The following is a 19,247-nucleotide window of genomic DNA, read 5'->3' as shown; positions in this document are numbered from 1 at the left end:
GCCCCTGCAACATGTCGTCATCCAGAGCCTCGAGCAGCGGGGTATCGATATAGCCCGGGCCGATGGCATTGACCCGCACGCCCTTCGGCGCCGCTTCGATGGCCAGGGTCCGGGTCATGTTGACCACCCCGCCCTTGGCGGCGGTGTAGGCGGCCGTCTGGGACTGGCCGAAGACCCCGAGGATGGAGGCGCAGTTGACGATGCTGCCGCCGCCCTGGCGGTACATCACCCGCAGCGCGGCCCGGGCCACCCGGAAGACCCCGTTGAGGTTGATGTCGATGACCTTCAGGTACTCCTCGTCCTCGAGCTCGTCGGTGGGGCAGATGCCGCCGATGCCGGCGTTGTTGAACACCGCGTCCACGCTGCCGAGCTCGGCCACGGTGTCCGCGAACAGGCGGTCGACCTGGGCGGTGTCGGTGACGTCGCACGCCTTGAACAGGCAGCGGCCGTCGTAGCGGTCATCGAGCCGTGAGGCCTGCGCCTGGCCGTCGCCGCCCTCGAGGTCGGCGATGACCACGCTGGCGCCCTCCTCCAGGCAGCGCTCCACGCTGGCCAGGCCGATGCCGCTGGCGCCGCCGGTGACGATGACGTTCTTGCCCTTCATGCGCATGGTGCTTCTCCCTGTCGATGGCCTTCCGGCGCGACGAACGGCCCGCCGGTGCGCCCCCAGTGTAGCCAATCGCCCCGCCGCGGAAACCACGCACCCCCGGTTTCGGGCACTTTCTCAGCGCGTCTTGACCCGCATCAACTCGTCCCAGCGGGTGGTGTAGCGCGGGGTGCGCCGCTCGCAGCGCAGCGCCCAGGCGGTACCCCGGCGCGGCAGGCCGAAGCGCACGGTATCGCGGCCCATCTCGCGGTTGAGCCGGTCCACTGTCGCCATCAGCCGCTGGCTGCGCCCGCGCGCCGCCTCGCTGCGCGGCGCCAGCAGCGAGAGCTGGTGGCGGTCGGCCTCCACCAGGTCGAGCAGCATCACCCCGCACTTCTGGTAGCGCACACCCTCGAGGAAGATCGCCGCGAGCCCCCGGGCGGCGGCCTCGAGCAGCTCGCGGCTGTCATCGCTGGGTGCCGGCAACGGCACCACCACACTGTTGCGGTACTGGCGCTCGCCGGCCAGGTGCGGGTTGGTGCGCACAAAGACCATCAGCGCCCGGGCCTGGCTGTGCTGGCCACGCAGCTTCTCGGCGGCTCGGGCGGCGTGCTGGCGCACCGCCTCCTGCAGGTCCGGGAAGGCGCCGGTCAGACGCCCGAAGGAGCGCGAGACCATGATGCGCTGGCGCGGCTCATGGAGGTCATCGAGGACGATGGCCGGGCGGCCGCGCAGCTCCCAGACGATGCGCTCCAGCACCACCGAGAAATGGCGCCGGACCTGCTTGGGGTCGGCCTGGCGAAGCTGCCAGGCGGTGTGGATCTCCATCAGCGCCAGCCGTTCGGCGGTGCGTCGCGCCACCCCCCACAGCTCGGTCACCGGCAGCCCCTCGAGCAGCGCCCGGGTGGCGGGCCCCTCGGCCTCTAGCAGGCAGACACCCTCGTAGGCCGCGAGCGACTTGGCCGCCCGGTTGGCCACCTTGGCCAGCACCCGGGTCTGCGCCAGCCCCACGCAGACCGGGATGCCGGTATCGCGGCGCACCGTCTCGCGCAGCCGCTGGGCATGTGCCTCCAGGCCGGCCGGGGCGAAGCCGGAAAAGCCCACGAAGCTCTCGTCGATGGAGTAGGCCTCCACGTCCGGCGAGAACTCGGCGAGGATCAGGTTGACCCGGCGGCTCATGTCGCCGTAGAGCGCATAGTTGCTCGAGAGCAGCACCGCCTGGCGGCGGATGGCCGGCGGCAGCAGGTGCATCGGCGCGCCCATGGCCACGCCCAGCGCCTTGAGCTCGTTGGAACGCGCCACCACGCAGCCGTCGTTGTTGGAGAGCACGCCCACCGGACGCCCCTCCAGGCGCGGGTCGAAGACCCGCTCGCAGCTGACGTAGAAATTGTTGCAGTCGACCAGGGCGATCACGGCCCGCCTCCCGGCAGGGCATGGAGCACATGGGTGACCACGCCCCACACCTCGCACTCGCGGCCCGCCAGGGGGATCGGCGCGAAGCGCGGGTTGCTGGCCACCAGGAAGGTCTGCTCGCCGCGGCGCTCCAGACGCTTCACGGTGGGCTCGCCATCCACGGCGATCACCACCACCCGCCCGGGCAGCGGCTCCAGGCTGCGGTCCACCACCAGCAGGTCGCCGTCGTGGATGCCGTCGCCGAGCATGGAGTCGCCCTCGGCGCGCACGAAGTAGGTGGCGGCCGGGCGGCGCACCACATGGGCGTGCAGGTCGATCTCCACGTCCAGGTGGTCGTCGGCGGGGCTCGGGAAGCCCGCCCGCACCCGGCACCCCATCAGCGGCTGGGCCGTCTCGCCGGGAAACGGCACGGCGCGGCCGATCACCCGGGCAGTGGTGGACAGCGGCGACATCATGGGCCTCTCCCTCGAATACTGTGCATATGAACAGTATTCGACACTTCGCCCCTGCCTGGCAAGCCCTGCCGGCACCCGGGACGCGTGCTACCGTGAAGGAGCTCCCAAAGGAACCATCACCAAGCCCCCTCACCAGGACGCCCGCCATGCCCCATCCCCTGCTCTCCCGCCAGCCCTTCACCGCGAAGGGCAAGGTGGTCTTCGCCCGCGAGGCCGTGAACCTGATCCGTGACGGCGATGCCCTGGCGACCGGCGGCTTCGTCGGCATCGGCTTCGCCGAGGGGCTCGCCGTGGCCCTGGAGGAGCGCTTCCTGGAGACCGGCGAGCCCCGCGACCTGACCCTGATGTATGCCGCCGGCCAGGGCGACGGCAAGGAGCGCGGGCTCAACCACCTGGGTCACGAGGGGCTGGTGGCGAAGGTGATCGGCGGCCACTGGGGGCTGGTGCCCGCCCTGCAGAAGCTCGCCATCGAGGGGCGCATCCAGGCCTGGAACCTGCCGCAGGGGGTGATCTCGCACCTCTTCCGCGACATCGCCGCCGGCAAGCCGGGCACCCTGACCCGGGTGGGCCTGGGCACCTTCGTCGACCCGCGCCTGGGCGGCGGCCGGATCAACGACGTCACCCTCGATGAGCGCGTCTCGCTGCTGCCCATCGACGGCCAGGAATACCTCTTCTACCGGGCCCTGCCGCTGCAGGTGGCGCTGCTGCGCGGCACCACCGCCGACACCCTGGGCAACGTCAGCATGGAGCGCGAGGCCCTGACCCTGGAGGCGCTGGCCATCGCCACGGCGGTGCGCAACTCCGGAGGCGTGGTGATCGTGCAGGTGGAGCGCCTCGCCGAGCACGGCACCCTGCATCCCAAGGACGTCAAGATCCCCGGCATCCTGGTCGACTGCGTGGTGGTCTGCGAGGATCCCGCCCACCACTGGCAGACCTTCCGCACCGCCTACAACCCGGCCTTCTCCGGCGAGATCCGCGCGCCCATGGCGAGCCCCGAGCCGCTGCCGCTCTCGGCACGCAAGATCATCGCCCGGCGCGCGGCCTTCGAGCTCAGGCCCAACAGCGTGGTCAACCTGGGGATCGGCATGCCCGAGGGCGTGGGCGCGGTGGCGAGCGAGGAGCGCCTGCTCGAGCACCTGACCCTGACCGCCGAGCCCGGGGTGATCGGCGGGCTGCCGGCCGGCGGGCTCGACTTCGGCGCGGCGCTGAACACCCAGGCGATCATCGACCAGCCGGCCCAGTTCGACTTCTACGACGGCGGGGGGCTCGACATCGCCTTCCTGGGCATGGCCCAGGTGGACGGCGCGGGCCACGTCAATGTCTCGCGCTTCGGCCCGCGGCTGGCCGGCGCCGGCGGCTTCATCAACATCAGCCAGAACGCCCGCAAGGTGGTGTTCATGGGCACCTTCGTGGCCACCCGGGAGGCGCTCGCGATCGTCGACGGACGGCTCGAGGCGCCCCCGGTCGGCCAGGGCAAGTTCGTCGCCGAGGTGGAGCACCGCACCTTCAGCGGGACCCTGGCCGCCGCGGACGGCAAGCCGGTCTGCTACGTTACCGAGCGGGCGGTGTTCGAGCTCACCCCCGAGGGGCTCGTCCTCACCGAGATCGCCCCGGGGGTCGATCTGGAGCGCGACGTCCTGGCGCTGATGGCCTTCACCCCGCGGATGCCCGCGCCGCCCCGGCTGATGGACGCGCGGATCTTCCGCGAGGCGCCCATGGGGCTCGCCGAGGAGCTGCTCGACCGGCCCCTGGCGCAGCGCTTCAGCCTCGACGAGGAGGCAGGCATCCTCTTCATCAACTTCGAGCACCTGCGGGTCGCCTCCCCGGAGGACATCGACGCCATCGAGCAGGAGGTCGAGCGGCGTCTCGCCCCGTTGGGCCACCGCGTCCAGGCCATCGTCAACTACGACCACTGCCGCATCGACGACGCCCTGCTCGCCCCCTATACCGAGATGGTGCGCGGCCTCGAACAGCGCTTCTACACCCGGGTGACCCGCTACACCACCAGCGGCTTCATGCGCCGCAAGCTCGGCCACGCCCTGGAGGCGCGCGCCGTCTCGCCGCACATCTACGAGAGCGCCGAGGAGGCCCGCCAGCACCTGAAGGAGTGACAGGCCCGGAACGAAGAAGGCGGCCCCGTGGGGCCGCCTCGCGCGTGGTCAGGAAGGGGACGCTGGCATCAGAAGCGCTCATCCGCGTCCTCCACCGCCGCCGCCCTGGTTCATCATGCGGCCACCGCCACCCTGGCCGCCGCCGCCCTGGCCGCCGCCGCCCTGGCCGCCGCCGCCCTGGCCACGCGGGCTGCGCTGCTGCTGGAGGATCTGCTGGCGCATCTGCTGGCGATGCTGCTGGCGGATGCGCTGGCGCTCGGCATCGGAACCGGCCCCCTGCATGCGCTGGTGGTACTCGCGGCGCTGCTGCTGGTTCATCATCGGGTAGCCGTAGATGCCGTCCGGGTCGAAGCCACGCTGCTCGGCACGCTGGCGCATGAGGTTCTGGTGTTCGGCCTGGATGCGCCGGCGCTCCTCCAGGGTGCGCGCCTCGCGCATCTGCTGCTGGAACTGGTCGCGCTCCTGCTGGTTGAGCATCGGGCCGCCGTAGAGCCGCTCCTCGTCGGCGACGTTCTGGGCCTGGGCGAGGCCGATGGAGAGACACAGCGCCGCCACCGGCAGGAGCCGAAGGCCACGCGTGATGAGGGAAATCGATGCCATGCTTACCTCCCCTGCTGGCGAACCAGCCAGAAACCGTATGGAATAACTACTGTACGCTTTAGTTATAGCCCACCCCTGCAGGAGTCTCCATGGTTGCCATGCGTCGTGGAGCATGAGTCGCCCCACTCCTTGATATGCATCAAACCGGAAAGGGAAGCGAGTCCACGGGCCCGGGCCGTCCGAAGAGGTAGCCCTGGAAGGCGTGGCAGCCATGCGCCGCCAGCCAGGCCCGCTGGGCCTCGGTCTCGACCCCCTCGGCGATCACCTCCAGCTGCAGGCTCTCGGAGAGGGCGATGGTGCTGGCGACGATGGCCGCACTCGCCTCGTCCTCCAGCAGGTCGCGCACGAAGGACTGGTCGATCTTGATCTGGTCCAGGGGCAGGCGCTTGAGGTAGGAGAGCGAGGAGTAGCCGGTGCCGAAGTCGTCCAGGGCGAAGGTCACGCCATGCTCCCTGAGGCGCCGCATGGTCTCGCGGGCCTCGTCGCGATCCTGGACGAACAGGCTCTCGGTCACCTCGAGCTTGAGTCGCTCGGGGCGGGCGCCGGTCCTCGCCAGGGTAGCCAGCACGTGATCGACGAAGGCCGCCTCGCGGAACTGCTGGGGGCTGACGTTCACCGAGACCGTGAGGTCGGCCGTGGCGGGATCCCCGGCCCAGGCCATCAGCTGGCGACAGGCGGCCTCCAGCACCCAGCCGCCGATGGGCACGATCAGCCGGTTCTCCTCGGCCAGCGGGATGAAGTCGCCGGGGGAGACCATGCCGCGCTCCGGGTGCTGCCAGCGCAGCAGCGCCTCGACCCCGATCATGCGCCGATCGGCATCCACCTGGGGCTGGTAGTGGAGCAGGAACTCGTCCCGGGCCAATGCCTGGCGCAGGTCCGCCTCGAGCCGAGCCCGCGCGTGAAGCTGGGCCTGCATGGCCGGGTCGAAGAAGCGCAGGGTGTCGCGCCCGGCCCGCTTGGCCTGGAAGAGCGCCATGTCGGCCTGCTGGAGGATCTCGTCGAGGGTCGTGCCGTGATCGCGGTAGAGCGTGATGCCGATGCTGCCGGTCATCGTCACCGAGCTTCCGGCCAGGTTGATCGGCGCCTGGAGCACCCCGAGCAGCTTGTGGGCGATACGCTCGGCAACGACCGCCACCCGCTGCGGCTCACGCCCCAGGTCGTGCAGCAGCACGGCGAACTCGTCGCCGCCCAGCCGTGCCAGGGTATCGGTGGCGCGCAGCACGCCGCCCAACCGACTCGCGACCTGCAGCAGCAGCTGGTCGCCGGCATGGTGGCCCAGGGTGTCGTTGACCTGCTTGAAGTTGTCCAGGTCGAGATAGAGCAGCGCGCCGAACTGGTCGCTGCGATAGCTGTCCTTGAGCGCGCCCTCCAGGCGGTCCAGCATCAGCCGACGATTGGGCAGCCCGGTCAGGGGGTCGTAGAAGGCGAGCTGGTGGACCTCCTCCTCGGCGGCCTTGCGCTGGGTGATATCGCTGAAGGTGGCCACGTAGTGGGTCAGCTCGCCGGCCTCGTCGCGTACGGCGCTGATGGTCAGCCACTCCGGGAACACCTCGCCGTTCCTGCGCCGGTTCCAGATCTCGCCCTGCCAGCTGCCGTTCTCCCGCACGCTCTCCCAGAGGTGCCGGTAGAAGGCCTCGTCGTGGCGCCCGGAGCTGAGCAGGCGCGGATTGCGCCCCAGTACCTCGGCCTCGGCATAGCCCGTGATGCGGGTGAAGGTAGCGTTGACCTTGAGGATCCTGCCCTCGACATCGGTGATGACCATGCCCATGTGGGTCTCGAAGGCGGTGGCGGCGATGCGCAGCTGGGCCTCGGTGGCGCGGGACTGGGTCACCTCGCGCACCACGGCGAGTACCCCGCTGAAGCCCTCGCCCTCCTCGGCCAGCGGGCTGATGATGGCCTGGAAGTCGCGAGGCACGCCGGCCAGGGTGACACGATACTCGGTCTCCACCGGTTCGCCGGTGGCCTTGAGCTCGGCCAGGGCCTGGTCGAACCGTTGCGCCACGTCCGTCGACAGGACATCGCGGTAGTGACGCTGCAGCAGGTCATCGACATCCCCGACCAGCTGATCCGGGTCCAGGGCATGGACATAGACGAAGCGCCCCTCGGCATCGAACACGAAGATCATGTCCTGGATCGAGCCGACCAGGGCCTGCAGCCGTGCCTCGCGGTCCTGCACCGCCCGACGGGCCTGCTCGCGCTCCATCAGCCGTCGGCGCAGGTCGCCCTCCAGCCGCAAGCGACCGAGGTAGTGGCGCAGCAGCCACCAGCCCAGCGCCGCCACCACCAGGAAGATGGCGCCCAGCAACCAGAGCCGCTGCCACCAGCCGGCGAGCAGCACCTCGAGCTCCTCGCCGACCACCACCAGGAGCGGCAGCCCCTCGACCCGCTGCATGGCGTAGAGGCGCTCGCTGCCATCCAGCGGCGAGGCGGTGCGCAGGGTCGTCGACGCCTCGCCGCCGTCGAGGAAGGCCCGGGTCAGCGGCTCGCTGACCGGGGTGCCGAGCACGCCCATGGCGCCCCTGCCATCGAAGGCCGGTCGCCGGGTGATCAGCCGCATCTCGGTATCGAGAATGGCGATGCTCTCGCCACGGGTCATGTTCAGTCGCTCGAGGGCCTCGCCGAAGATGTCGGGATTGAGCCTCAGCACGGCCAGGCCCCGGAAGTCGCCATCCGGGCCGACCAGGCGACGGGCATGCGCCACATGGAAGTCCTGGCTGACGGCCGACCAGTAGAGCGGGGAGACCCACTCCTGGCGGTCGGCATCCTGCTCGAAGGCCTGGAAATGGGGCAGGCCGCTGACGTCGAGCCCCGGTGGAAATGCCGGGTTGGCAGAGGCCCGCAGCATCCCCCCGGCACTGACGATACCCAGGTCATCGATGAAGGCATGGCGATGGCTGTGCTGGCGAAGGAGTGCCTCGAGGGCCGCATCATTGCCGCGGCGTGCCAGCAATGCCTGCCCGAGAGGCGACTGGAACACCTGCACCAGGCTGGAGAGCGTGTGCTCGCTGACCTCGAAGGTGCTGGCCACCCATTCGGCCACCAGGTCGGCCCGCGCGCTGGCAAGTTCCCGCCCCACCTCGAGGTCACGTCGGTGCTGGTCCAGCAGGATACCGGCGAACAGCAGCAGCAGGGCCAGCAGGGCCAGCAGGTAGAGGGCGATGGCACGACGCCGCGTGCCCCGGTGGCCGTTCTCGGACGACGCCTCGTCGGTGGGGGGCGACGCGTCACTCATGTCACGGGCAATCCTTGCGTTGAATCAAGAGGGACAGTGTATCGGCTCGTCGACAGGAATGCGCCAGCGGCCTTGGCGGCTCGCTTTCCCGCAGTGCCCATTGAAGCAGACGTCGCCGCGGGCCACCATGAGGGTATCCGCCGACCACCGGACGGCGTCGGGAAGGCCTGCCCATGGACGATGTCGCCAGCCAGTTCCTCACTGCCAACGAGTCCGCCATCCGCCTGGGCGTGGCCTTGCTGCTGGGTGCGCTGATCGGCATCGAGCGCGGCTGGGTGGCCCGGGCACAGAAGTCCGGCGAGCGCATCGCCGGTATCCGCACCCATTCGCTGGTCGGGCTGCTCGGCGGCATTGCCGCCCTGCTCTCGGAGACCGTCAGCGACTGGGCCTTCCCGCTGGTCTTCGTGACCGTGGCCGGCATCAGCCTGGTCGCCTGGCGGGCCAAGCTCGCCGAGCAGCATGACTACAGCATCACCGGCCTGGTGGGCCTGCTGCTGACCTTCTGCTTCGGCGCGGTGGCCGTGGCGATCGACCTGGCCCTGGCCGCCGCCGGGGCGGTGATCACCGCGGTGATCCTCGACAACAAGCACGAGATCCATGGCCTGCTGAACAAGCTGCAGGCCCATGAGCTCGATGCCGGCCTCAAGCTGCTGCTGATCACCGTGGTGATGCTGCCGCTGCTTCCCGACCGCGGCATGGGGCCCGGCGAGGTGCTCAACCCCTACGAGATCTGGTGGATGGTGGTGCTGATCGCCTCGATCAGCTTCGTCGGCTACTTCGCCGTGCGCCTGGGCGGCGCCGAGAAGGGCATCCTCTTCACTGGCCTCTTCGCCGGGCTCTCCTCCTCCACGGCGCTGACCCTGCACTTCGCGCGAACGTCGCGCCAGAGCCGGGAGGTCGAGGCGATGCTCGCCGCCGGCATCCTGCTGGCCTGCGGCACCATGTTCCCGCGCATCCTGCTCTATGCCGCGGTGATCAGCCCCGGGCTGCTGCCGGCGCTGGTGCTCCCGGTCACGGTGATGGGGGTGATGCTCTACCTGCCGGCGCTGTACCTCTGGCGCCACCACCGCCAGGCCCTCAGGGTCGACAGCCCGACCCCGATCCAGAACCCCCTGGAACTGCGCACGGCGCTGCTGTTTGGCGGCCTGCTGGCGGTGATCATGCTGCTCGGCGAGTGGCTGCGCGGCGCCCTGGGCGAGGCCGGCATCTACCTGCTGGCGGCCTCCTCGGGGGTGGCCGACGTCGACGCCATCACCCTCTCGCTGACCCGCATGTCGCTGGAGCGCATCGCCCCCAGCACCGCGGTGCTGGGTATCGTCATCGCCGCGGCGGTCAACAACCTCTTCAAGTCGGGGTTGGCCACCGTCTTCGGTACCCGACGGCTCGGCCAGCGGGTCGCCCTGCCGATGGTCGCCTCCATGGGTACGGGCCTGGCGCTGGCCTGGTGGCTGTAGGGCCCCGCTCAGTCGTGGGACGTCGCCAGCAGCCGCGCCTCTAGCCGCCGGGCGAGCCCTTCGGCCCCGTCCTGCATCACGGCGTGGTGGTTCCAGGCGAACAGCGGCGCCGCAACCGGGTCCAGCAGCGCCATCCAGCGCCGCACGGGGCGCACCCGCCACTCGTAGCGCACCCGGGTCACACGCCCCTCCTCGCTCAGCCGCCAGCGGCCGGTTCCCTGCACGTCGCCCCGGGCCACGCCCTCGATCAGCCGTTTCGGCAGGACACGGGGCACACGGACCTCGAAGCACAGGCGATAGCCCAGCCGGCTCTGCCAGGTGGTGCGATAGACGCGGCCGATGCCCTCGCGGTTGCCCGGCGCCAGCTCCTCCACGGCGCACAGGCTCTTCCACCAGGCCGGCCAGCACGGTGCCTCCGCGATCGCCCGGTACACATCGTCGATGGGGGCCTCGAGCCACCAGGTGGTGACGAACCGCAGTTCTGCCATGGGGGTAGGCTCCTGTGCAGCGTCCGGGGGCGTCAGGGCGTGAAGAAACCGTCCGGCAGGTCGGGATCGATGACGATCTCCTCCAGTCGCACCCGCTCGATCACCTCCCCCCACCGGTCGCGGCTGATCACCCGGCGCGGAAACAGCGTCTCGGCGTCGAGCCACAGCTCGTAACCGGCGACCTCCCCCACGCGATGCCCCGCATCGCCCTGCACGACCAGGTGGTGACTGCGATGGCCATCGACCGGCGCCTCGCCCAGCAGGCGCAGCTGCCCCTGCCGGTGCAGCCGCTGGACGTTGCGCAGCAGGGACGCGACGTCCGACTGGTCCACCCGGTGACCCCGGGCGCTGCGCACCAGCGGGTTGAGGGGGCTGAGGGAGAGGCCGGCTCGCTGCTCGGGTGACCCGAAGGGCCACAGCCGGACCCGCCGGGTCTCGGGGCTGTAGATCACCACGGCCCCCGGATAGGGCGAGACCAGATCCATGCGGATGAAGCCCGGCCGCCGATAGGCATAGCGGATGACCTCCTCGCCGCGCCGCCCCTGGCTGCGCAGCACCAGGCGGTAGGCGTTCACCTGCTCGACGCGGGCCAGCGCCGCCGAGACCGGGTCGCTCGCCTGGCCAAGGGCCACCATCAGCAGCAGTTCCGGCAACATCTCTCCCTCCTGTACCGCCTAGGCCGCGCCGGCACCCAGCCGGGCCCGCTGACGCCGCCAGGCCGCGGGCGGCTGGCCGACCTCCCGGCGGAAGGCGCGACTGAAGGCGAACTCGGACTCGTAGCCGACTTCCAGCGCGATCGAGGCGATCGGTGCGCTGGAGTGGCGCAGCAGCCCGGCGGCCACCTGCATGCGCCACTTGGGGAGGTAGTGCATCGGCGCATGGCCGGTGAAGCGGGCGAAGCGGGCGAAGCGCTTGTGCAGGGACGAGCGTGACAGGCCGACGTGATCGGCGAGCCGGTCGATCGTCCAGGCCTCGGCGGGCCGGGCGTGGAGCAGCGCCAGGGCACGCCCGACAGGGCGGTCGTTCAGCCCGGCGAGCCAGGTCGGCGGCCCCTCGGGCAGGTCGTCGAGGTAGCGACGCACCAGTGCGACGAACATCGTCTCGCTCAGTCGCTCGAGCAGCGCCTCCCCGCCCGGCCGCTTGAGGGTCGACTCCGACAGCGCGAAGCGGATGAAGTGGGCGATCCAGTCATCGTCGTCGGCCTGGCCGGCCGGCACATGCAGCAGTTGGGGGAGGCTGGCGAGCAGCGGGTTGAAGGGATGGGCATCGCAGCCGAAGAAGCCGCACACCAGGGTCGCGCCGTGCCGGTCGCTAGCCGGGTCGAGTCGCGACATCGAGAGCGCGGCGCCGCGCCGGCTGGCGAAGAACGGCAGCTGCTCCGGGCGGGGCAACCCGTAGGGGCGCATGTCCACCTCGCCGCGCAGGCCCGGCTCGCTGGAGATCACGTGGCGGTCGCCGTGGGGAAACATGACCACGTCGCCTGCCTGCAGCTGCACCGGCGCCTGGCCGACCACCATGGTCCAGCAGCTTCCCTCGGTCAGCACATGGTAGGCCATGACGTGCTCGATGCCCGACATGATCAGCGCGGCGATGGCCCGGGCCGGGGGCGACTCGCTCACCCAGCGGTCATTGCCCTCGACATGGTAGAAGACCGCGCCCCGCAAGCGGATGCTGCGCAATACCTGGGACAGCGTGTCCTGACTCATGGCCACCTCGTCGGTGGGGGAAGGTGCGTCGAAGCCTGCATTCCTCAGTATCGCGGACGATGCCCCCCGTCGCCATGACAAACCGGATTCCCGGGCAAGTCCGTCGGAGTCGGGGTCAGTCGCGCCACCACCCGGCGTCGCATACTTCAGCAGTGGCCCTTGCCACCGTCATTCCCCCTGACCCGGAGAGACCCATGGAAACCCTGACCTATCGCACCCTGGACGGCCCCCTGGCCGCGCTGCCCCCCGAGGAGGCCGAGGCATTCGCCGCCGGCATCCGGGGCGGCGTCATCACCCCCGCCGATGCCGACTACGAGGCGGCCCGCCGCGTCTGGAACGGCATGGTCGATCGTCACCCGGCATTGATCGCCCGCTGCCTGGGCAGCCAGGACGTGCGCCGTGCCATCGACTTTGCCCGCGACCACCGCATGCTGGTGAGCGTGCGCGGCGGGGGCCACCATATCGCCGGCAAGGCCGTGGCCGAGGACGAGGCGGGCCGGGTCGACAGCGCCTATGGCCAGAACTACGCCCGGCTCCAGGAGGTCAAGCGCCAGTACGACCCCGACAACCTCTTTCGCATCAACCAGAACATCGCGCCCGCGGTGCTGGCCAGGACGGCATGACCCCGCCCGGGCCGGCACCTTGCTGCCGGCCCGGCTCCCTCTCGCCCCTCGGCCTCCTCGGGCGGCGGCAGGCTATACTGAGACGGCTCACCACCCCGCGCCAACCCGTCCTGCCGGTACCCAGCGCCCTGCCCCGGCACGGCGAGCCCGACGCCCCTGATCGCGAGAGGTACGGCCATGCACCGCCCATGGGTCGCCGCCGCGCTGCTGGCCTTGCTGCTCGCAAGCGTCCGGTCCCTCGCCGAGCAGGAAGACCTGGCGGAGGCCGCCGCCGCCAAGGCCGAGGTGCTGGAGCGGGTCGTCGCCCCCGACGCACACGCCACCCCGCCCGAGGAGCCGATCACCGAGCGGGAGGTGCAGGCCGTGGACCCGGCAGGCAGCGATCCGCTGGAAGAGCCGATCACCTGCCTGGCGCGCAGCATCTACTGGGAGGCCAAGGGCGTGCCCGGCCACGACATGGAGGCCGTCGCCAACGTCGTCATGAACCGGCTCGCCCACGAGGGCTTCCCCAACTCGATCTGCGAGGTGGTCACCGAGGGCTCCGAGCAGCCCCCCTGCCAGTTCTCCTGGTGGTGCGATGGCCGCCCGGACGCGGTCGTGGAGCCCGAGGCCTACGAACTCGCCAGGGAGGTCGCCCGACGGGCGATCAATCAGGAACTGGCCGACCACACCGGGGGCGCCCTCTATTTCCACCACCGGACGGTGTCACCCGACTGGGCCAGCGTCTATCCCCGCACCGCCGAGACGGGGGAGTTCCTGTTCTACCGACCCGAGGGCGGCATGGCCCGATAGCGCGCCGCTCACTCGCCCACCGTCGCCGCGTCACCGATATCCAGCCCCAGGAAGCCGCCGGACTGGCGCCAGCCGTACTCGGCCAAAAAGCCCGCCCGCTCGGCGTCGGCCAGCCAGTCCACCAGCTCGCCCATGTAGTGGAAGAACAGCACCTCGGCGGCCGAGACCAGCGCCGTGACCAGCGACATGGCGACCAGCAGCCCCAGCACCGGGCGCGAGAAGTGCAGGATGAAGGGCAAGAGCCCGCGAGGCGGCATGCCGGGCTCGCCGGAGGGGTAGGGGTCCACCAGGGTCTCGAAGGCACGCAGCAGCCGATCGGCCAGGCTTCCAGCTCTCATCCCGACGACTCCACTTGCATCAGGTCAGGGCGATGCCGAAACGCCGCAGCAGCAAGGCGAGCAGGGTGAAGCAGCCCAGGGTGATCAGCGCGCTGGCCAGCAGGGTCGGCCAGAAGCCCAGGCGCGAGAAGAGGGCCGGAAAGACCAGGAACATGGGAAGCGTCGGCAGTACATACCAGAAGGTGTACCAGGCGTGGGCAGTGATCTTCTGGGGCGGCTGCTTCTCGACATGCAGCCAGATCAGCGCCAGTACCGTCACCAGCGGCAGGGCAGCGATCAGCGCGCCCAGCCGGTCGCTGCGCTTGGCGAGTTCGGAGACGATGACCACGATGGCCGCCGTCAGGGCGTACTTGGTGATCAGCCAGCTCATGGCACCGCGCTTGCCGGGACGGGCAAGGACGCCCCTCCCGGTGGCGCCAGCTTCTCGCCCCTGCCGAACCGGGGCAACTACGGTGCCTCGTAGGGCCGGGCCCGCACCTCGTCGGGGCCGTGGCGATTGAGGATCTCCTCCGCCTCCGGCTGCGACGTCTCGGGGACGATCACCTTGACCTCGTTGGTCTCCTTGTCGAGGTACAGCTTCTCCCGGGGGAAACCCTCGGAGACCAGCTCGTCGAAGGCGTTGGCGGCCTTGTCGATGCTGCCATAGGCAGCCGTAACGGTCTGTGTCATGACACCCTCCGCAACAGGGGGTTGGAGTGTCCGGCACCGGACGGCACCGGGACGCGACGAGAGGGGCATGCCCCTCCCCTGCCGTCAGTGTAGTTATAGTTGCTCCCCCGTCACCGACCAGACGATCCACGTGACGCTTGTCCCGGATCAAGCCGAGGCCAGGCAAGGCGGGCGGACGCCGGGCCGAGAACTATGCTGGGGGGACATGCCTCCACGAGGTCGCTGCACATGGAGATCCTGCGCAAGAGCCGCCGCGAGGCCCGGGAGGCGGTGCTGGACGACTACCCCTCGGCCTGTGCCCGCTTCTCCTGGGACGAGGCCCGGCGCTGGCTCGACGGCCTGCCCGACGAGGGCGGGCTGAACATCGCCCACGAGGCGGTAGATCGCCATGCCATCGGCGAGGCCGGCGAGCGCACCGCGATCCGCTGGCTCGGCAAGGCGGGGGCGCGACGCGAGATCCGCTACCGCGAGCTGGCCGAGCTCAGTGCCCGCTTCGCCAACGTGCTCGGCGAGTTGGGTGTCGAGCGCGGGGACGGCGTCTTCCTGCTCGCCGGACGGATACCCGAACTCTACCTGGCGGTGCTCGGGGCGCTGAAGCACGGCGCCGTGGTCACCCCGCTGTTCTCCGCCTTCGGTCCAGAGCCCATCGCGACGCGGATGACGCTCGGCGAGGGCCGGGTGCTGGTAACCACCACCAGCCTCTACCGTCGCAAGGTGGCCCCGATCCGTGACCGGCTGGAATGCCTCGCGCACGTGCTGGTGGTCCGCGACGACGACCAGGCGCTGCCCGAGGGCACCCGGGAGCTGGGGCCGTTGCTCGAGGCGGCCTCGCCTAACTATGCGATCCCGGCCACCGACCCCGAGCAGCCGGCCCTGCTGCACTTCACCAGCGGCACCACCGGCACGCCCAAGGGGGCGCTCCACGTCCACCAGGCGGTGGTCGCCCACCACGCCACCGCCCGCTTCGCCCTCGACCTGCGCGCGGGCGACGTCTTCTGGTGCACGGCCGATCCCGGCTGGGTCACCGGCACCTCCTACGGCATCATCGCCCCGCTCTCCCTGGGTGCCACCCTGGTGGTCGACGAGGCGGAGTTCGACGCCGAGCGCTGGTACCGGATCCTCGACGAGGAGGCGGTCAGCGTCTGGTACACCGCCCCCACCGCGGTACGGATGATGATGAAGGGCGGCTCGGAGCGGGCCCGCACCCGGGCCTATCCGTCGCTGCGCTTCATCGCCAGCGTCGGCGAGCCGCTCAACCCCCAGGCCGTGCACTGGGGCGTGGAGGCCTTCGGCCTGCCGATCCACGACAACTGGTGGCAGACCGAGACGGGCGGGATCATGATCGCCAACTTCGCCTGCATGGACATCCGCCCCGGCGCCATGGGCAAGCCGTTGCCCGGCATCGAGGCCGCCGTGCTGCGCCGGCTGCCCGACGGCGGCGTCGAGCGGGTCGGCCATCATGACGAGGAGGGCGAACTCGCCCTGCGCGTCGGCTGGCCCTCGATGTTTCGCACCTACCTGCACAAGGAGGAGCGCTACCGCCGCTGCTTCGTCGGCGACTGGTACCTCACCGGCGACCTGGCCCGCCGCGACCCCGAGGGCTACTTCTGGTTCGTGGGCCGCGCCGACGACATGATCAAGTCCGCCGGCCATCTGATCGGCCCCTTCGAGGTGGAGTCGGCGCTGATGGAGCACCCGGCAGTGGCCGAGGTCGGGGTGATCGGCAAGCCCGACCCGGTGATCGGCGAGATCGTCAAGGCCTTCGTGGCCCTCAAGCCGGGCCATGCGCCCGACGAGGCGCTGCGCCGCGAACTGCTCGGCTTCGCCCGCAAGCGCCTCGGCCCGGCGGTGGCGCCCAAGGAGATCGAGATCCAGGCCTCGCTGCCCAGGACGCGCAGCGGCAAGATCATGCGTCGCCTGCTCAAGGCCCGGGAACTGGGCCTGCCGGAGGGTGACACCTCGACCCTGGAGACCTCCCGATGAACGCCTCGCCTCCACAGGATGGCCCCGACGCCTCACCCGCCATCGGCGCGGCCGGCCTGGATGATCCCGACAGGGCCCGGGCGTTGCTGTGGCAGATGCTCCGCATCCGCCGCTTCGAGGAGAAGTGCGCCGAGCTCTACAGCGCCGGCAGGATACGCGGCTTCCTGCACCTCTATATCGGCGAGGAGGCGATCGCCGCCGGCGCCATGCCAGCCCTGGCCGAGCGGGACAACGTGCTGGCCACCTACCGAGAGCACGGCCATGCTCTCGCCCGCGGCGTCCCCGCCGGGGCGATCATGGCCGAGATGTACGGCAAGCAGGAGGGTTGCAGCCGTGGCCGCGGCGGCTCGATGCACCTCTTCGACGCGAGCCGGCGCTTCTTCGGCGGCAGCGCCATCGTGGGGGGCTCCCTGCCACTGGCGGTGGGCTATGCCCTGGCCGACCGGCTGGCCGGGCGCGACAGCGTCACCGCCTGCTTCTTCGGCGACGGCGCCGTGGCCGAGGGGGAGTTCCACGAGTCGCTCAACCTCGCTGCCCTCTGGCAGCTACCGGTGCTCTTCCTGTGCGAGAACAACCGCTACGCCATGGGCACCGCGCTGGCGCGTCACCAGTCCCAGGTCGACCTGGCCGCCAAGGCCGCCGCCTACCGCCTGCCCAGCGAGTCGGTGGACGGCATGGACGTGGTGGCGGTGGCCCGGGCCACCGAGGCGGCGGTGGACCGGGTGCGCGCCGGCCGGGGGCCGATGTTTCTGGAGTACCGCACCTACCGCTTCCGCGCCCACTCGATGTTCGACCCCGAGCACTACCGCGACAAGGCGGAGGTCGAGCAGTGGCGGCAGCGCTGCCCCGTCGAGACCTTCGCCCGGGACGCGGTGGCCTGCGGGCTGCTCGCCGCCACGGCACGCGACGAGATCGAGCGCGAGGTAGCCGAAGAGATCGACGCCGCCGTGGCCTTCGCCGAGGCGGGTACCTGGGAGCCGGTGGAGCAGCTCTGCCACGATGTCTATGCCCGGGAGGTGAGGCCATGACCACGCAGACGATCGCCTACCGCGATGCCCTGCGCCAGGGGCTGCGTGCGGCCCTGGCCAGCGACGAGCGGGTCTTCCTGATGGGCGAGGACGTGGGCCGCTACGGCGGCACCTATGCGGTCAGCCACGGCCTGCTGGAGGAGTTCGGCGAGGCGCGCATCCGGGACACCCCGCTCTCCGAATCGACCTTCACCGGGGCCGGCATCGGCGCGGCGCTCAACGGCATGCGCCCCATCGTCGAGATCATGACGGTGAACTTCAGCCTGCTGGCCCTCGACCAGATCATCAACAACGCCGCCACCCTGCGGCACATGTCCGGCGGCCAGCTCAGCGTGCCGCTGGTGATCCGCATGACCACCGGCGGCGGCCGCCAGCTCGCCGCCCAGCACTCCCACAGCCTGGAGGGCTGGTATGCCCATATCCCGGGGCTGCGCATCGTCGCCCCGGCGACCCACGAGGATGCCCGCGGCATGCTGCTCGCCGCCCTGGAGGACCCCGACCCGGTGCTGATCTTCGAGCATGCCCTGCTGCTGAACATCGAGGGGACGGTCGAGGGCGAGCCCCACCCCATGGAGCTCGACCACGCCGCGATCCGGCGCGAGGGCGGCCAGGTCAGCCTGATCACCTACGGCGGCATGCTGCACAAGAGCCTCGCGGCCGCCGAGCAGCTGGCCAAGGCGGGCATCGATACCGAGGTGCTCGACCTGCGCACCCTGCGCCCGCTGGACAACGCGGCGATCATGGCCAGCGTGGCGAAGACCCACCGGGTGGTGGTGGTCGACGAGGGCTGGCGCAGCGGCAGCCTGTCGGCCGAGATCATCACCCGCATCAACGAGCAGGCCTTCTTCGAGCTCGACGCGCCACCGGTGCGGGTCTGCAGCCAGGAGGTGCCGGTGCCCTACGCCAAACACCTCGAGGACGCGGCGATCCCCCAGGTCGAGGACATCGTCGCCGCCGTCCATCGGCTGATGGGCGGGTCAGGAAGCGGGGGAGCTTCATGAGCGAGTTCCGCATGCCCTCCCTGGGGGCCGACATGGAGAGCGGCACCCTGGTCGAGTGGAACATCCGGCCCGGCGAACGGGTCGAGCGCGGGCAGATCGTCTGCGTGGTCGAGACCCAGAAGGGCGCCATCGACGTGGAGATCTGGGAGACCGGCACCGTGGAGCGGCTGGTGGCAGAGGAAGGCGACAAGGTCCCGGTGGGCGAGGTGCTGGCGGTGATCCTTGCCGAAGGCGAAAAAGCCGAGGGCGAAAAGGCCGAGGGCGAGGCGCCGGCCGAGCGCCCCGGACCCGAAGCGCCCCAGGCGCCTTCGCCACGTGCACCCGACCTCTCGCCACCGCCTACGACGGCGACGCCGGAAGTGGCAACTTCCGGCGCGCGACTGCGCATCTCCCCCGCCGCACGCAAGCGCGCCGCCGAGCTGGGCCTCGAGCCGGCAGGCGTGAGCGGCAGCGGTGTCGACGGCAGCATCACCCTGGAGGATATCGAGCGCGCGGCCCGGCCGGCCGAGGGGCGCCCGGCCGCCCCCTCCGTATCAGTATTTGTAGAGCGGGTCCTATCCGGCCCTAGGGGCAGACCTGCTTGTAGAACTCGAACTCGCCGGCCTCGCTGATCCGCACTATGACGGCGCACTTGATGGGGTCCCCGTCCTCGGTGAACGTCATCTTGCCCGTGATCCCATCATAGTCCGTGATCTTGGCCAATGCGTCGCGCGCGCACTTGCGGTCAGCCTTGATGTCGCCTGTAATGGTGCCACAGTCCTCGATCGC

The 19,247-nt window shown here is 70.6% G+C and carries 20 protein-coding genes; 8 read left to right on the top strand and 12 right to left on the bottom strand.

The genetic code is table 11. From position 1 onward, the window contains the following. The 3 genes from SCI24_RS16175 to SCI24_RS16165 form a co-directional block, all read right to left on the bottom strand. A partial coding sequence (locus SCI24_RS16175; protein WP_318726356.1) for an SDR family NAD(P)-dependent oxidoreductase occupies positions 1–610 on the bottom strand: 610 nt, incomplete at its 3' end. 114 nt (positions 611–724) lie between these two features. Then, on the bottom strand, positions 725–1,999 hold the full coding sequence (locus SCI24_RS16170; protein WP_318726355.1) for a Y-family DNA polymerase: 1,275 nt from the start codon (positions 1,997–1,999) through the stop codon (positions 725–727). Further along, entirely contained in the window at positions 1,996–2,454 is a 459-nt protein-coding gene (locus tag SCI24_RS16165) for a LexA family protein (protein ID WP_280552733.1), read from the bottom strand. The genes SCI24_RS16170 and SCI24_RS16165 overlap by 4 nt, the downstream gene beginning before the upstream one ends. Before the next feature lie 146 nt (positions 2,455–2,600). On the opposite strand from SCI24_RS16165, the gene SCI24_RS16160 reads away from it, so the two are divergent. Continuing rightward, on the top strand, positions 2,601–4,565 hold the full coding sequence (locus SCI24_RS16160; RefSeq protein ID WP_318726354.1) for an acyl CoA:acetate/3-ketoacid CoA transferase: 1,965 nt from the start codon (positions 2,601–2,603) through the stop codon (positions 4,563–4,565). 78 nt (positions 4,566–4,643) lie between these two features. On the opposite strand, the gene SCI24_RS16155 is transcribed toward SCI24_RS16160, so the two are convergent. After that, a complete protein-coding gene (locus tag SCI24_RS16155) occupies positions 4,644–5,165 on the bottom strand; it encodes a hypothetical protein (RefSeq protein WP_318726353.1) in 522 nt (173 codons plus the stop codon). Between the two features lie 139 nt (positions 5,166–5,304). Further along, positions 5,305–8,397 carry an EAL domain-containing protein gene (locus SCI24_RS16150; protein ID WP_318726352.1) on the bottom strand — a complete coding sequence of 1,031 codons (3,093 nt, stop codon included), beginning with the start codon at positions 8,395–8,397 and terminating at the stop codon, positions 5,305–5,307. A 173-nt stretch (positions 8,398–8,570) separates the two neighbouring features. On the opposite strand from SCI24_RS16150, the gene SCI24_RS16145 reads away from it, so the two are divergent. Next, positions 8,571–9,851 (top strand): MgtC/SapB family protein, encoded by a 1,281-nt coding sequence (locus SCI24_RS16145; RefSeq protein ID WP_318726351.1) that lies wholly within the window; start codon positions 8,571–8,573, stop codon positions 9,849–9,851. 8 nt (positions 9,852–9,859) lie between these two features. On the opposite strand, the gene SCI24_RS16140 is transcribed toward SCI24_RS16145, so the two are convergent. From SCI24_RS16140 to SCI24_RS16130, 3 genes are read right to left on the bottom strand one after another with little or no spacing between them, the layout of a single operon-like run. Next, entirely contained in the window at positions 9,860–10,339 is a 480-nt protein-coding gene (locus SCI24_RS16140) for an SRPBCC family protein (protein WP_318726350.1), read from the bottom strand. Between the two features lie 32 nt (positions 10,340–10,371). Then, positions 10,372–10,995, bottom strand: coding sequence for a LolA family protein (locus tag SCI24_RS16135; RefSeq protein ID WP_318726349.1), 624 nt, complete (start codon positions 10,993–10,995; stop codon positions 10,372–10,374). Between the two features lie 18 nt (positions 10,996–11,013). After that, entirely contained in the window at positions 11,014–12,045 is a 1,032-nt protein-coding gene (locus SCI24_RS16130; protein WP_318726348.1) for an AraC family transcriptional regulator, read from the bottom strand. 194 nt (positions 12,046–12,239) lie between these two features. On the opposite strand from SCI24_RS16130, the gene SCI24_RS16125 reads away from it, so the two are divergent. Further along, positions 12,240–12,668 (top strand): BBE domain-containing protein, encoded by a 429-nt coding sequence (locus SCI24_RS16125; protein ID WP_318726347.1) that lies wholly within the window; start codon positions 12,240–12,242, stop codon positions 12,666–12,668. Between the two features lie 177 nt (positions 12,669–12,845). Then, a complete protein-coding gene (locus SCI24_RS16120) occupies positions 12,846–13,460 on the top strand; it encodes a cell wall hydrolase (RefSeq protein WP_318726346.1) in 615 nt (204 codons plus the stop codon). A gap of 8 nt (positions 13,461–13,468) precedes the next feature. On the opposite strand, the gene SCI24_RS16115 is transcribed toward SCI24_RS16120, so the two are convergent. The 3 genes from SCI24_RS16115 to SCI24_RS16105 all read right to left on the bottom strand — a co-directional run bounded on the left by SCI24_RS16115 (position 13,469) and on the right by SCI24_RS16105 (position 14,467). Further along, positions 13,469–13,798: a hypothetical protein gene (locus SCI24_RS16115; protein ID WP_412930007.1), complete on the bottom strand. Its 330-nt coding sequence runs from the start codon at positions 13,796–13,798 to the stop codon at positions 13,469–13,471. Positions 13,799–13,817: 19 nt separating this feature from the next. Further along, positions 13,818–14,168, bottom strand: a complete 351-nt coding sequence (locus tag SCI24_RS16110) for a DUF3147 family protein (protein WP_318726345.1) — start codon at positions 14,166–14,168, stop codon at positions 13,818–13,820. Positions 14,169–14,245: 77 nt separating this feature from the next. Further along, positions 14,246–14,467: a hypothetical protein gene (locus SCI24_RS16105; protein ID WP_318726344.1), complete on the bottom strand. Its 222-nt coding sequence runs from the start codon at positions 14,465–14,467 to the stop codon at positions 14,246–14,248. A 228-nt stretch (positions 14,468–14,695) separates the two neighbouring features. Here SCI24_RS16105 and acsA point away from each other — a divergent pair, with 228 nt between their 5' ends. Genes acsA through SCI24_RS16085 form a run of 4 tightly spaced genes read left to right on the top strand, consistent with a single transcriptional unit; the run spans position 14,696 to position 19,090 of the window. After that, entirely contained in the window at positions 14,696–16,450 is a 1,755-nt protein-coding gene (gene acsA, locus SCI24_RS16100; protein WP_318726343.1) for an acetate--CoA ligase, read from the top strand. After that, the gene (gene pdhA / locus SCI24_RS16095; protein WP_318726342.1) at positions 16,447–17,478 is read left to right on the top strand and encodes a pyruvate dehydrogenase (acetyl-transferring) E1 component subunit alpha; all 1,032 of its coding nucleotides are present in this window, start codon (positions 16,447–16,449) and stop codon (positions 17,476–17,478) included. Before acsA ends, pdhA begins: the two co-directional genes overlap by 4 nt. Next, on the top strand, positions 17,475–18,479 hold the full coding sequence (locus SCI24_RS16090; protein WP_318726341.1) for an alpha-ketoacid dehydrogenase subunit beta: 1,005 nt from the start codon (positions 17,475–17,477) through the stop codon (positions 18,477–18,479). The genes pdhA and SCI24_RS16090 overlap by 4 nt, the downstream gene beginning before the upstream one ends. After that, complete coding sequence (locus SCI24_RS16085) at positions 18,476–19,090, top strand: biotin/lipoyl-containing protein (RefSeq protein WP_318726340.1); 615 nt, start codon at positions 18,476–18,478, stop codon at positions 19,088–19,090. The genes SCI24_RS16090 and SCI24_RS16085 overlap by 4 nt, the downstream gene beginning before the upstream one ends. Here the strand turns inward: SCI24_RS16085 and SCI24_RS16080 are convergent. Further along, positions 19,044–19,247, bottom strand: a 204-nt coding sequence (locus SCI24_RS16080) for a hypothetical protein (protein WP_318726339.1), incomplete at its 5' end; no start/stop codon positions are given. The genes SCI24_RS16085 and SCI24_RS16080 overlap by 47 nt on opposite strands.

Origin of the sequence: Halomonas sp., assembly GCF_033549285.1 — a bacterium.
In the GTDB taxonomy this organism is placed as follows: domain Bacteria; phylum Pseudomonadota; class Gammaproteobacteria; order Pseudomonadales; family Halomonadaceae; genus Halomonas.
Note: the sequence above shows the minus strand (reverse complement) of the source record. Positions and strands in the feature narration are given on the sequence as shown.

Bases quoted from the DNA above. Each gene is read 5' to 3' on its own strand.
- SCI24_RS16160 (WP_318726354.1), top strand. From the start codon at position 2,601: ATGCCCCATCCCCTGCTCTCCCGCCAGCCCTTCACCGCGAAGGGCAAG.
- SCI24_RS16150 (WP_318726352.1), bottom strand. From the start codon at position 8,397: ATGAGTGACGCGTCGCCCCCCACCGACGAGGCGTCGTCCGAGAACGGC.
- SCI24_RS16110 (WP_318726345.1), bottom strand. From the start codon at position 14,168: ATGAGCTGGCTGATCACCAAGTACGCCCTGACGGCGGCCATCGTGGTC.
- SCI24_RS16120 (WP_318726346.1), top strand. From the start codon at position 12,846: ATGCACCGCCCATGGGTCGCCGCCGCGCTGCTGGCCTTGCTGCTCGCA.
- SCI24_RS16090 (WP_318726341.1), top strand. From the start codon at position 17,475: ATGACCACGCAGACGATCGCCTACCGCGATGCCCTGCGCCAGGGGCTG.
- pdhA (WP_318726342.1), top strand. From the start codon at position 16,447: ATGAACGCCTCGCCTCCACAGGATGGCCCCGACGCCTCACCCGCCATC.
- acsA (WP_318726343.1), top strand. From the start codon at position 14,696: ATGGAGATCCTGCGCAAGAGCCGCCGCGAGGCCCGGGAGGCGGTGCTG.
- SCI24_RS16140 (WP_318726350.1), bottom strand. From the start codon at position 10,339: ATGGCAGAACTGCGGTTCGTCACCACCTGGTGGCTCGAGGCCCCCATC.
- SCI24_RS16105 (WP_318726344.1), bottom strand. From the start codon at position 14,467: ATGACACAGACCGTTACGGCTGCCTATGGCAGCATCGACAAGGCCGCC.
- SCI24_RS16115 (WP_412930007.1), bottom strand. From the start codon at position 13,798: ATGAGAGCTGGAAGCCTGGCCGATCGGCTGCTGCGTGCCTTCGAGACC.
- SCI24_RS16130 (WP_318726348.1), bottom strand. From the start codon at position 12,045: ATGAGTCAGGACACGCTGTCCCAGGTATTGCGCAGCATCCGCTTGCGG.
- SCI24_RS16135 (WP_318726349.1), bottom strand. From the start codon at position 10,995: ATGTTGCCGGAACTGCTGCTGATGGTGGCCCTTGGCCAGGCGAGCGAC.
- SCI24_RS16165 (WP_280552733.1), bottom strand. From the start codon at position 2,454: ATGATGTCGCCGCTGTCCACCACTGCCCGGGTGATCGGCCGCGCCGTG.
- SCI24_RS16145 (WP_318726351.1), top strand. From the start codon at position 8,571: ATGGACGATGTCGCCAGCCAGTTCCTCACTGCCAACGAGTCCGCCATC.
- SCI24_RS16125 (WP_318726347.1), top strand. From the start codon at position 12,240: ATGGAAACCCTGACCTATCGCACCCTGGACGGCCCCCTGGCCGCGCTG.
- SCI24_RS16085 (WP_318726340.1), top strand. From the start codon at position 18,476: ATGAGCGAGTTCCGCATGCCCTCCCTGGGGGCCGACATGGAGAGCGGC.
- SCI24_RS16155 (WP_318726353.1), bottom strand. From the start codon at position 5,165: ATGGCATCGATTTCCCTCATCACGCGTGGCCTTCGGCTCCTGCCGGTG.